Origin of the sequence: Mycolicibacterium iranicum (assembly GCF_002101705.1) — a bacterium.
Classification (GTDB): Bacteria; Actinomycetota; Actinomycetes; order Mycobacteriales; family Mycobacteriaceae; genus Mycobacterium; species Mycobacterium iranicum.
Map to the genome: position 1 here is coordinate 88705 of NZ_LQPC01000043.1, position 12430 is coordinate 101134.

Annotated in this window: 9 protein-coding genes and 1 pseudogene; 7 read left to right on the forward strand and 3 right to left on the reverse strand. The window is 66.6% G+C overall.

What is annotated here, in order from left to right; translation table 11 throughout:
- Positions 1-306: 306 nt before the first annotated feature.
- The 5 genes from rne to proB all read left to right on the forward strand — a co-directional run bounded on the left by rne (position 307) and on the right by proB (position 6721).
- Positions 307-3309, forward strand: coding sequence for a ribonuclease E (gene rne / locus AWC12_RS20610; RefSeq protein ID WP_085176713.1), 3003 nt, complete (start codon positions 307-309; stop codon positions 3307-3309).
- A gap of 155 nt (positions 3310-3464) precedes the next feature.
- On the forward strand, positions 3465-3788 hold the full coding sequence (gene rplU, locus AWC12_RS20615) for a 50S ribosomal protein L21 (RefSeq protein WP_024447938.1): 324 nt from the start codon (positions 3465-3467) through the stop codon (positions 3786-3788).
- 17 nt (positions 3789-3805) lie between these two features.
- On the forward strand, positions 3806-4075 hold the full coding sequence (gene rpmA, locus AWC12_RS20620; RefSeq protein WP_024447939.1) for a 50S ribosomal protein L27: 270 nt from the start codon (positions 3806-3808) through the stop codon (positions 4073-4075).
- An 88-nt stretch (positions 4076-4163) separates the two neighbouring features.
- Entirely contained in the window at positions 4164-5618 is a 1455-nt protein-coding gene (gene obgE, locus AWC12_RS20625; protein WP_024447940.1) for a GTPase ObgE, read from the forward strand.
- Positions 5615-6721 carry a glutamate 5-kinase gene (proB, locus tag AWC12_RS20630; RefSeq protein ID WP_085176715.1) on the forward strand — a complete coding sequence of 369 codons (1107 nt, stop codon included), beginning with the start codon at positions 5615-5617 and terminating at the stop codon, positions 6719-6721. Before obgE ends, proB begins: the two co-directional genes overlap by 4 nt.
- Here the strand turns inward: proB and AWC12_RS20635 are convergent.
- Positions 6711-7346 (reverse strand): TetR/AcrR family transcriptional regulator, encoded by a 636-nt coding sequence (locus AWC12_RS20635; protein WP_085176717.1) that lies wholly within the window; start codon positions 7344-7346, stop codon positions 6711-6713. The two genes, proB and AWC12_RS20635, sit on opposite strands and share 11 nt — an antisense overlap.
- A gap of 66 nt (positions 7347-7412) precedes the next feature.
- On the opposite strand from AWC12_RS20635, the gene AWC12_RS20640 reads away from it, so the two are divergent.
- Positions 7413-8678: a cytochrome P450 gene (locus AWC12_RS20640; RefSeq protein ID WP_024447943.1), complete on the forward strand. Its 1266-nt coding sequence runs from the start codon at positions 7413-7415 to the stop codon at positions 8676-8678.
- Here AWC12_RS20640 and AWC12_RS20645 read toward each other — a convergent pair.
- On the reverse strand, positions 8668-9507 hold the full coding sequence (locus tag AWC12_RS20645; protein ID WP_085176719.1) for an NAD-dependent protein deacetylase: 840 nt from the start codon (positions 9505-9507) through the stop codon (positions 8668-8670). The two genes, AWC12_RS20640 and AWC12_RS20645, sit on opposite strands and share 11 nt — an antisense overlap.
- 186 nt (positions 9508-9693) lie before the next feature.
- Positions 9694-10110: pseudogene (locus AWC12_RS20650) on the reverse strand (Hsp20/alpha crystallin family protein); the annotation flags it as partial.
- 199 nt (positions 10111-10309) lie between these two features.
- Between AWC12_RS20650 and AWC12_RS20655 the strand changes: the two are divergent.
- A complete protein-coding gene (locus AWC12_RS20655; RefSeq protein ID WP_085176729.1) occupies positions 10310-12352 on the forward strand; it encodes an NAD(+) synthase in 2043 nt (680 codons plus the stop codon).
- The last annotated feature ends 78 nt before the right edge of the window (positions 12353-12430 follow it).

A 12430-nucleotide genomic window follows, 5' to 3' on the forward strand; every position in this document is an offset into this window, starting at 1 on the left:
GCATCTCGCCCGAGCTAACCCAGCCTTCTCGGATCACCCTCCGAGATGTGGGATACTGGTCGCGGGTGACCGGCCTTACAACCCGGGTCGGCCATCCGAATGAAGACTTTGGCGAGCGCGACCACCGCTACATCGGTGCGGCGCAGCCGTCCAGCCATCATTCAGACAGGCACCGAGACCGTTCCTTCGGGATCACTCGGAGCGAGACCATAAGAAGTCCGGGAGTAGGTAGCCCGGATACAGAATCGGAAGCCCTCGCGTGGCCGCGTCAGCAAACTGACGCGCCCGGGGGCTTGAGGAGAATACGTGGCCGACAATGAGAACTTTCAAGCACCATCCCATGATCTCGCGGAAGCGCCTCAGCACGTAGCTGACACGCCCGCCGAAGCAAAGGGTGCTCCAGCGCCCGAGAAGCTGCGGGTGCATTCGCTGGCCAGAGTGCTGGGTACCACCAGCAGGCGGATCATCGACGCGCTCAGCGAGTTCGACGGCCGAGTCCGCAGTGCTCACTCGACGGTGGGCCGCGAGGAGGCCGACCGCGTTCGCGAGGCGTTGGCCGCCTCCGAAGCGGAGACTGCCCCCGAGTCGGTGACCGAGGTCGCCACCGACGCCGTCGAAGCGCAGAGCGAGCCCGAGCCGATGGCAGCAATCCCGGAGCCTGTCGAGGAGCCGCCCGCCGAGGAGGAGCCCGTCTCGGAGGAGCGCGTCGAGCACCCGCCCGCCGACGAGCCGCGCGTCGAGGAGGAGCCGGAGTCCCGGCTGATCCTGGAGGCGCCGAGTTCCCGCTCTGCCGCAGAGCCCGCCGACTACCTTCCGCTGTTCGTCGCTCCGCAGCCCGTGCGCTTCGACGAGCCTGTTGCCGACAGCGATGACGACGACGCCGACGACTCGGACGACGGGGACGCCGACACGGACTCGGACGACGATCAGTCCGGACGGCCTGCCGCCAAGCGGCGCAGGCGCGGACGCCGGGGACGCGGTCGCGGCCGCGGCGAGCAGAGCGGCGACGACTCCGCCGCCGACTCCGATCCCGACGGCGAGGCCGACCCCGAGAAATCTCCGTCGGGCGAGGGCGCCGAGGACCAAGACGACGACAGCGGGGACGACGACGGCTCGGGCGGCGAGGCCGGCAATCGCCGCAGGCGCCGTCGGCGACGCCGCAAGTCCGGGTCCGACGACGACGGCGACAGCAACGGCTCGCCCGACGACCCGCCCAACACCGTCGTCCACGAGCGCGAACCCCGGAAGTCCGGCAAGGGCGACAAGGGGGACAAGAGCGACGAGATCCAGGGGATCAGCGGCTCGACCCGGTTGGAAGCCAAGCGGCAACGCCGCAGGGACGGTCGCGACGCCGGACGGCGTAGGCCGCCGATCCTGTCCGAAGCCGAATTCCTGGCCCGCCGCGAAGCTGTCGAGCGGACGATGGTGGTCCGCGACAAGATCCGCACCGAGCCGCCGCACGAAGGCGCCCGCTACACGCAGATCGCGGTGCTCGAGGACGGCGTCGTCGTCGAGCACTTCGTGACATCGGCGGCGTCCGCGTCACTGGTCGGCAACATCTACCTCGGAATCGTGCAGAACGTGCTGCCGTCGATGGAGGCGGCGTTCGTCGACATCGGCCGCGGCCGCAACGGCGTGCTTTACGCAGGTGAGGTCAACTGGGAGGCCGCGGGCCTGGGCGGTGCCCAGCGCAAGATCGAGCAGGCGCTCAAGCCCGGTGATTACGTCGTCGTCCAGGTCAGCAAGGACCCCGTCGGCCACAAGGGCGCCCGCCTGACCACACAGGTCTCGCTGGCGGGCCGCTATCTGGTCTACGTGCCGGGGGCGTCGTCGACCGGCATCAGCCGCAAGCTGCCCGATACCGAACGGCAGCGGCTCAAGGAAATCCTGCGGGAGGTCGTCCCGCAGGACGCCGGCGTGATCATCCGCACGGCGTCCGAAGGAGTCAAAGAAGAGGACATCCGCACCGACGTCGAGCGCTTGCAGAAGCGCTGGAACGAGATCCAGGCCAAGGCCTCCGAGATCACCGAGAAGAAGGCCGGCGCCGCCGTCGCCCTCTACGAAGAGCCCGATGTACTGGTCAAGGTCATCCGCGACTTGTTCAACGAGGACTTCTCAGGTCTGATCGTGTCGGGTGACGACGCGTGGAAGACGATCACCGACTACGTGACCTCGGTCGCGCCGGAACTGCTCCCGCGGATGACCCAGTACGAGCCCTCGACCCCGGACGGACCCGACGTGTTCGCCGTTCACCGCATCGACGAGCAGCTCGCCAAGGCGATGGACCGCAAGGTGTACCTGCCCTCGGGCGGCACGCTGGTGATCGACCGGACCGAGGCCATGACGGTCGTGGACGTGAACACCGGCAAGTTCACCGGTTCCGGCGGCAACCTCGAACAGACCGTCACCCGCAACAACCTCGAGGCTGCCGAAGAGACGGTGCGGCAGCTGCGCCTGCGTGACATCGGCGGCATCGTCGTCATCGACTTCATCGACATGGTGCTCGAGTCGAACCGGGATCTGGTTCTACGCCGGCTGACCGAGGCGCTGGCCCGCGACCGCACCCGGCACCAGGTGTCGGAAGTGACGTCACTCGGGCTGGTCCAGCTCACCCGGAAACGCCTGGGAACGGGCCTGATCGAGGCGTTCTCCACGACCTGCACGCATTGCGCGGGCCGGGGGATCATGCTGCACGGCGATCCGGTCGATTCGGCGGCGGCCACGAACACTCGCAAGTCGGACAACGCCAACGGCAACGGTGGCGGAGGGGGCCGGCGCGGTAAGCGCGGTAAACGCGGCGGCCGCAGCGAACAGGAAGTCCAGGTCGCCAAGGTGCCGGCGCACTCGCCGGGCGAACATCCCATGTTCAAGGCGATGGCCGCTGCCAATGGCAAGCACGAGGACGACGAGCACGACGAGGACGGCGAGGACGGCGCCATCGCCGCCGAGGATGTCGCGGAGCTCGATACCGATGCTGCTGTGACCGGCGTGCGGGACGACGCCGATGACTTCGGCGACGAGGATTCTGACGACGAGGATTCCGATGACGATTCGGACGACGACTCGGACGAGGATGAGATCGACCTCGATGACGACGATGATGACGACGAGGACGACGACATCGAGGAGCTCGACGACGACTCCGATGACGAGGATGACGACGAGGACTCGTACGATGACGACGAGGACTCGGAGGAGGACGACTCCGATGACGAGGATGACGAATATGAGGAGCCCGTCGCCGCTCCGGTAGGCAGACAGCGGAGGCGAGCAGCCGCCCGACCCGCTGGTCCGCCCAGCCGCGACTGAGCGGTTTGACCCTCCTCCCGCTGGTCACGTACCCTTGACCAGTTGTCTCCAGGGCCTGCCCACAGCGGGCCGGAGACGGGACGAGATCCCACCCAGACCCGCACGCACACCCCCGGTGTTGCGCGCCCGCACGTAGAGCAGAGGAAGACCAAGCGATGGCAGCGAACACAGCCACGTACGCGATCGTCAAGACTGGCGGCAAGCAGTACAAGGTCGCCGCCGGCGACATCGTCAAGGTGGAGAAGCTCGACGCTGAGCCCGGCGCCTCGGTCTCGCTGCCGGTCGCCCTGGTCGTCGACGGCGCGAAGGTGACCACCGATGCCAAGGCGTTGGAGAAGGTCGCGGTCACCGGCGAGGTCCTCGAGCACACCAAGGGCCCGAAGATCCGTATCCACAAGTTCAAGAACAAGACCGGCTATCACAAGCGCCAGGGTCACCGTCAGCAGTTGACGGTGCTCAAGGTCACCGGCATCAAGTAACGACGGGAGCGACAGACATGGCACACAAGAAGGGCGCTTCCAGCTCACGCAACGGTCGCGACTCAGCCGCCCAGCGGCTCGGCGTCAAGCGGTTCGGCGGGCAGGTCGTCAAGGCAGGCGAGATCCTGGTTCGCCAGCGCGGCACTCACTTCCACCCCGGCGTCAACGTCGGTCGTGGCGGTGACGACACGTTGTTCGCCACGGCGCCCGGCGCCGTGGAGTTCGGCACCAAGCGCGGCCGCAAGACTGTCAACGTCGTCCGCGCCACCCCTGCCGGCGAGGCCTAGGTCCTTTACGTCGGAATCGACGTTTTGCGCCGACCGCCCTCGCGATCCGGCACGCAAAACGTAGATTTCGTCATGGAAAGGACGTCCGATGCCTCGCTTCATCGACCGCGTCGTGATTCACGCGCGGGCGGGCAACGGCGGCAACGGCTGTGCCTCGGTTCACCGCGAGAAGTTCAAACCGCTGGGTGGTCCCGACGGCGGTAACGGCGGACGCGGCGGCAGCATCGTCTTCGTCGTCGACCCGCAGGTACACACGCTTCTCGATTTCCATTTCCATCCGCACGTGGTCGCGCCGTCGGGCAAGCAGGGAGCCGGCAGCAATCGTGACGGAGCGGCCGGTGCAGACCTTGAGGTGAAGGTCCCCGACGGGACCGTCGTCCTCGACGAGCATGGGCAGATCCTCGCCGACCTCGTCGGCCCGGGCACGCGCTTCGAAGCCGCCGCAGGCGGTCGCGGTGGTCTCGGTAATGCCGCTCTGGCATCGCGCGCGCGTAAAGCCCCTGGTTTTGCGCTGCTGGGCGAGCAGGGCGAAACCCGTGATCTCACGCTCGAGCTCAAGACCGTCGCCGATGTCGGCCTGGTCGGCTTCCCGTCGGCGGGAAAGTCGTCCCTGGTTTCGGCGATCTCGGCGGCCAAACCCAAGATCGCCGACTATCCGTTCACCACGCTGGCCCCCAACCTCGGTGTCGTATCCGCGGGTGAGCACACCTTCACCGTCGCCGACGTTCCGGGGCTGATCCCGGGTGCATCTGAAGGCCGCGGTCTGGGCCTGGACTTCCTCCGACACATCGAGCGTTGCGCCGTGCTGGTACACGTCGTCGACTGTGCGACGCTGGAGCCGGGTCGTGATCCGATCTCCGACATCGAGGCTTTGGAAGCCGAGATCAGGGCGTATCAACCCACGCTGCAGGGGGATTCGACGCTCGGTGACCTTGCCGACCGGCCGCGCGCCGTGGTCCTGAACAAGATCGATGTTCCCGATGCGCGCGAGCTGGCCGACTTCGTGCGTGACGAGGTTGCCAGCCGTTTCGGCTGGCCGGTATTCGAGATTTCGACCGTCGCCCGAGAAGGGCTGCGCCCGTTGACGTTCGCACTGTGGGACATGGTGGCGGCCTACCGCGCGGCCCAACCCCCGGCTGTGCCTCGACGACCGGTCATCCGGCCCATTGCTGTCGACGAGACGTCGTTCACCGTGGAGCCCGACGGTCACGGAGGGTTCGTCGTCAAGGGCACCCGGCCGCAGCGATGGGTGGCGCAGACCAATTTCGACAACGACGAGGCAGTCGGCTACCTGGGTGATCGGTTGGCGCGCCTGGGTGTCGAGGACGAACTGCTGAAGTTGGGGGCGCGGCCGGGCTGCGCGGTGACGATCGGCGACATGACGTTCGACTGGGAGCCGCAGACCCCAGCCGGGGTCGATGTGCATCTGTCCGGCCGAGGCACCGACGTCAGACTTGAGCACAGTGATCGGGTCTCCGCCGACGAGCGCAAGGCCGCACGCAAGGCGCGGCGGCAGGGCAGCGAGGACGCGGACGTCGAATGAGCGCGCACCGCAACGCTATTCGTAAGGCGCGCTCGGTCGTCGTCAAGATCGGTACGACAGCGCTGACCACGCCGTCGGGCGTGTTCGACGCTGGCAGGCTGCAATACCTCGCCGACGCGATCGAGGCGCGGATGAAGGCAGGGTCCGACGTGGTGATCGTGTCCTCGGGCGCCATCGCGGCGGGCATCGAGCCGTTGCGCCTCACCAAGCGGCCCACCGACCTGGCAACCAAACAGGCGGCAGCCAGCGTCGGGCAGGTGGCTCTGATCAACTCGTGGAGCACGGCGTTCGGCCGCTACGACCGCACGGTCGGTCAGGTTCTACTCACCGCGCACGACATCTCGATGAGGGTCCAGCACACCAACGCCCAGCGCACCCTCGATCGGCTTCGCGCGCTGCACGCGGTGGCCATCGTCAATGAGAACGACACGGTCGCGACCAATGAGATCAGGTTCGGTGACAACGATCGGCTGTCGGCGCTGGTGGCCCACCTCGTCGGCGCCGATGCCCTGGTGCTGCTGTCCGACATCGACGGCCTGTACGACAGCGATCCGCGAAAAGGCGACGCGCGCTTCATCTCCGAGGTATCCGGACCGGATGACCTCGAAGGGGTGACGGCTGGACGGGGCAGTCATCTGGGCACCGGCGGCATGGTGTCGAAGTTGTCGTCGGCGCTGCTGGCGGCCGACGCGGGCGTGCCGGTGCTGCTTGCGGCGGCGTCGGACGCCGCGGCCGCCCTCGACGATGCGTCGGTGGGCACGGTCTTCGCGGCTCGGTCCGAGCGAATGTCGGCACGGCGGTTCTGGGTGCGCTACGCCGCGGAATCGGCCGGTGCGCTGACCCTCGACGAGGGGGCTGTCAGAGCTGTTGTACGGCAGCGCCGCTCACTGCTGCCTGCCGGGATCACGGCACTGTCCGGCAAGTTCTTCGGCGGCGACGTGGTCGAATTGCGCGACCAAACCGACACGATGGTGGCTCGCGGTGTCGTCGCCTACGACGCGGCAGAGTTGGCGACGATGCTCGGCCGGTCGACCTCGGATCTACCTGCCGAGATGCGCAGGCCCGCCGTGCACGCCGACGACCTGGTCGCGGTCAGTCCTTGAACGGCTGCAGATACAGTGCGCTCCATGTGATTTCGGTGAGGACATCGGCCAGTTCGGCGTCGAACGACGTGGGCCGAGACGGCAAAGTCTGTTGGCATGTTCGCTCGACCATCCAGACCAGCGTGCTGGCAGTGGTCGCGGGCGGAAGATGTGGGCGGATGGCGCCGTTGGCCTGGCCCGCGGCGATCACGGCTTCGAACCCCGCCGTAACCTCCTCCAGCAGTTCGCGATAGGTGTCACCAACCGCGCTGTCGTAGGCCGCCAGTTCGTTGAGTGCGATGAGAACCGGTTGATGTCGACGGTATGCGGCGATGATCGCCATCATCGCCGCATGCACGGTCCCCGGGTCCTGACGGGCCGACTCCGACCACCACAGTTGTGCCGCGCCGGTGAGATCGCCGAAGACCTGGGTCGCAAGGCGACGCAGCAGATGGCCCTTGTCCTCGAAATAGATGTAGAAGCTTGCCCGCGATATCCCGGCCTCGGTCGCAAGACGATCGACGCTGAGTTCGGTGAAGCTCGTCCCGTCGCCCATCAGACGGTCCGTCGCGTCAAGCAGTCGGCGTTCGATCTGCTCCCGGCGCTCCTGCCTGGTGGCCTGGGTCTTGCGGGTCAGCGACGGCATCAGCCCAGCGTAGCCGCCGCGTCTGCACCTTGACTAGACACACTGTCTAGCCGTAATGTCCAGTCCATGACTGTGACCGACCACACATCGACCGTCCGGGCCTTCGATCCGATTGATTTGTCGTCGCGAGCCTTCTGGTCGTCCACAGCCGACACTCGCGAGGTGGCTTTTGCCGAACTGCGTCGCGAGCGCCCGGTGAGCTGGCATCGGCCCGTCGACGATGCACTGATGCCCGATCCGCTCGACCGGGGGTTCTGGGCGGTCACCAGGCACGCGGACATCGTGGAGGTCAGCCGCGACAGTGAAGCGTTCTGTTCTGGCAAGGGTGTGCTTTTCGAGAATGTCCCCGAGGAACTTCTCGAAGCGTCGCAGTCGTTCCTGGCCATGGACGCGCCGCGCCACACGCAGATCAGAAAGGTGGTGCACGCGGCCTTCACGCCTCGGCAGGTGCGCCGGATCGAGGACTCGATCAAGGCGAACGCGGCCGCGATCGTGACCGAATTGCAGGCTGCCGGGCCGGGTGCGGATTTCGTCGAGCACTGTGCCAAAGAGCTTCCGGTGCGCACCTTGTCGGACATGGTGGGCATACCCGCCTCGGAACGCGATCACGTTGCCGAGGCCGCCGACGCCATGGTCAGCTGGGCAGACCCGGTGTACCTGGACGGTCGCAACCCGCTCGAAGTGCTCGTCGAAGCGCAGATGTACATGCACCAGGTCGCGCTGAGTCTCGCCGCGCAACGCCGCGAGACCCCCGGCGACGATCTGTTCAGCGCTCTGGTCCACGCCGAGGTGGACGGCTCACGGCTCACCGACGCCGAGGTTGCCGCGTTCTTTGTCCTCCTCGCGGTGGCCGGCAACGATACGACGCGGCAGACGGCGACCCACGCGGTCATGGCACTCACTCAGCATCCTGGCCAACGTGAGTGGCTGACAGCCGATTTCGACAGCCGTGTCGATTGCTCGATCGAGGAGTTCATTCGCTGGGCGACACCGGTGATGACGTTCCGCCGGACCGCGACGCGCGACTACGTACTCGGGGGCAAGCAGATCGACGCCGGCGAAAAGGTCGTCATGTTCTATTCGTCGGGCAATCGGGACGGCGAGGTGTTCGAGGATCCTGCACGGTTCGATCTCAGTCGAAAGCCGAACCCGCACTTGGGATTCGGCGGTGGCGGACGCCACTTCTGTCTCGGCGCGCATGTGGCACGCGCTCAGCTGCGGGCCCTCTTCCGTGAGCTGCTCACCCAGTTGCCCGACCTGCAGGCCGGGGAACCGTCATTGGTGCCCGGCAATTTCGTGCACGCGGTCCGGAGTCTGCCGGTCACCTGGTGAGGTCGGCTGTCACTGGCAATTCGTCGGCGAGCAGCGCCAGCATCGGTGAACAACCGTTGTCGATCTTCACAGTCGCCAGGTCGTCGCCGCGAGTAGAGCCGCGGTTGATGATCGCGACCGGCATGGCCGCGGCGGCCGCATGGCGGACAAAGCGGTAGCCGGAATAGACCGTCAGCGAGGACCCCGCGACAAGTAGCGCGTCAGCCGCGTCGACGAGTGAATACGCCTCATCGACACGGTCTTTCGGAACACTCTCGCCGAAATAGACGATGTCTGGTTTGAGCATTCCGCCACAGCGTGGACAGTCGACGACCCGGAACGACGCGGTGTCGGCCACCACTGCGTCGGCGTCGGGGGCGACCGCGATTCCGCCGACCGCCGCGGCCCGTTCGGCGAAGCCCGGGTTCGCCTCATCGAGCAGATCGGCCAGCGCGGCCCGCGTCATCGTGAAAGCGCAGTCCAGGCAGATCACCCGCGCGTACGTGCCATGCAGGTCGATGACCTTGTCGCTACCCGCCTTCGAATGCAACAGGTCGACGTTCTGGGTGATCAGACCGCAGACGACACCGGCACGTTCCAGCGCCGCCAGCGCACGGTGCCCGGCATTGGGCTGGGTGCGGTCCATATGCTGCCACCCGAGATGGTTGCGAGCCCAGTAGCGCTGCCGGAACACCGCGTCGGAGGTGAACTGACGGATCGTCATGGGATTGCTCGGCGGCGAGTCCGGACCTCGATAGTCAGGGATCCCCGAATCCGTGGAGATCCCTGCGCCGGTCAGCACCGCGATACGTCTACCCCGCAGCAAGGCGACGAGTTCGGGTGCTTCCACCCCTCCGAATGTAGGCGATCAGCCGTGATGGCTGTGTTCCCGCTGGTCGGAGGCTTCCGCATTCCCATTGGTGTGGTGATGGGCAACCTCATCGTCATCGGCATCCTCAACGTCGTCATCGTCACGGTCGTCGTCAAGGTCATCGTCGTCGTCATCGTCGTCCTGCTCGAAACCGACGATCTCGACGACCTCGATGTGCTTCTCCATGCGGTTCTCGTCGGACAGCGGCACCGAGACCGTCAAGATGCCGCGGTCGTAGATGGCGTTGACGTCGTCCTCGTCGGCACCGTCGGGCAGAGGCAAGCTGCGGCTGAACGAGCCGTAGTTGAACTCGGAGCGACCGCAGTTGTCGCCGGGGCGCGATCGCTCTGCGGTGATCGTGACGCGCCCGTCGCGGACGGTCACCTCGATGTCTTCCTCAGGGTCGACACCGGGCAGTTCGGCGCGGATCTCGTACATGTCGTCGTGCAACTCGTCTTCGACGCGGATCACGCGGCCTTCGAAGAGCGGACGCAGCGCCGGGAAGGACGGCAAGTTGTCGAAAAGCTCGACGAGCTCGGACAGCAGGGGAAGGGACTGGCGTTGGGTGGCAACCTTGTTCATGCGCCTACGATGCGCGCCGGAGGGAAAATCCGCGGATCGCGCGCGGTGCGGTCGGGGAAACGGCAGGCCAACTCGGGGCCAGCGGCACCGGCGGCCAATGCTCCTCGCGCATCGCGCCGAGGCGGCCTGCATCAGGCTCCGAACCGCCAAGTTGTGCGGGCTGACGAATAAGCGCGGCGATCGCGGGCAACAATGGGGCATGGATTTCTACTCGGCGTACCAGCAGGGCTTCGTCCGCGTGGCGGCCTGCACGCAGCAGGTCGTCCTGGCTGACCCCGCAGCGAACGCCGCCGCTGTGCTGGAGGTGGCGCGGGAGTGCGACGCCGACGACGTGGCATTGGCCGTGTTTCCGGAGCTGACGCTGTCGGGCTACTCGATCGAAGACATCCTGCTTCAGGACACGCTGCTGGACGCCGTCGGCGAGGCCCTGCTCGAAGTCGTCGCGGGGAGCGCCGATCTGATGACGGTCCTGGTGGTCGGGGCACCGCTGAGATTCGGCCACCGGATCTACAACACTGCCGTCGTCATCCACCGTGGCCGGGTTCTCGGCGTGGTGCCGAAGTCTTACCTGCCCACCTACCGCGAGTTCTACGAGCGCAGGCAGGTCGCTGCGGGCGATGACGTGCGTGGCGTGATGCGGATCGGAGACGTCGACGCGCCGTTCGGTCCGGACTTGCTGTTCGCCGCGGCAGACCTTCCCGGATTCGTCTTGCATGTGGAGATCTGCGAGGACATGTTCATGCCGATTCCGCCGAGCGCGGAAGCGGCCCTGGCTGGAGCGACCGTGCTCGCCAACCTCTCCGGGAGTCCGATCACCATCGGCCGCGCCGAGGACCGCGCCCTCCTCGCCCGCTCGGCGTCGTCGCGGTGTCTGGCGGCCTACGTCTATGCCGCCGCGGGCGAGGGCGAGTCCACCACCGATCTGGCCTGGGACGGCCAGACGATGGTGTGGGAGAACGGTGTCTGCCTGGCGCAATCGGAGCGGTTTCCCTCGGGCGCAAGGCGATCCGTTGCTGACGTCGACTTGGAGCTGTTGCGTGCCGAGCGGTTGCGGATGGGGACCTTCGACGACAACCGCGTCCATCACGGCATCACCGCCGACGACTACCGACGTGTCGAGTTCCTGCTCGACCCACCGCCCGGTGACATCGGACTGCGCCGCGAGGTGGAGCGCTTCCCGTTTGTGCCTGCGGATTACTCGCGACTGCAACAGGATTGCTATGAGGCCTACAACATCCAGGTGTCCGGTCTGGAGCAGCGGCTGCGAGCGATCGGCTCCCCGAAGGTCGTCATCGGGGTGTCCGGAGGTCTGGACTCCACGCATGCACTGATCGTCGCGGCCCGCGCGATGGACCGCCTGGGCAGGCCCCGCAGCGACATCCTGGCGTTCACCCTGCCCGGGTTCGCCACCGGAGATCGGACGAAGCGCAATGCGATTCGCCTCGGCGAGACGCTCGGCGTGACGTTCTCCGAGATCGACATCAGGGAGACGGCGCAGCTGATGCTCTCCGAGATGGACCACCCGTTCGCCCGCGGCGAGAAGGTGTACGACATCACGTTCGAGAACGTGCAGGCAGGTTTGCGCACCGACTATCTGTTCCGGCTTGCCAACCAGCGCGGCGGGATCGTGCTCGGCACCGGCGACCTCTCGGAGCTCGCACTGGGCTGGTCCACCTACGGGGTCGGCGACCAGATGTCGCACTACAACGTCAACGGCGGAGTTCCGAAGACGTTGATCCAGCACCTCATCCGGTGGGTGATCTCATCGGAACAGTTCGAGGATGCCGTCAACGAGGTGCTGCAATCGGTGCTCGACACCGAGATCAGCCCCGAGCTTGTTCCGGCGGGCGAGGACGAGGAGATTCAGAGCAGCCAGGACAAGGTCGGACCCTATGTGTTGCAGGACTTCTCGTTGTTCCAGGTGCTGCGGTACGGGTTTCGTCCCTCGAAGGTCGCCTTCCTCGCGTGGCATGCGTGGAGCGATGCGAACAAGGGGGATTGGCCGCCGGGGATCTCGCAGGACCAGCGTCCGTCGTACTCGCTCAAGGAGATTCGGCACTGGCTGCAGGTCTTCGCCCAGCGGTTCTACTCGTTTTCCCAGTTCAAGCGTTCGGCTCTGCCGAACGGCCCGAAGGTGTCGCACGGTGGATCGCTGTCGCCGCGCGGGGACTGGCGCGCGCCGTCGGACATGTCGGCCCGCATTTGGCTCGACGAGATCGAAAGGTCGATTCCCGAGGACTAGCTGTACTGACCTGAGAGGTTAGGTACGCGGCTGGCTGGTGGTTGACCGCCGAGTGCGGTGTGGCCGCGGTGGTGATTG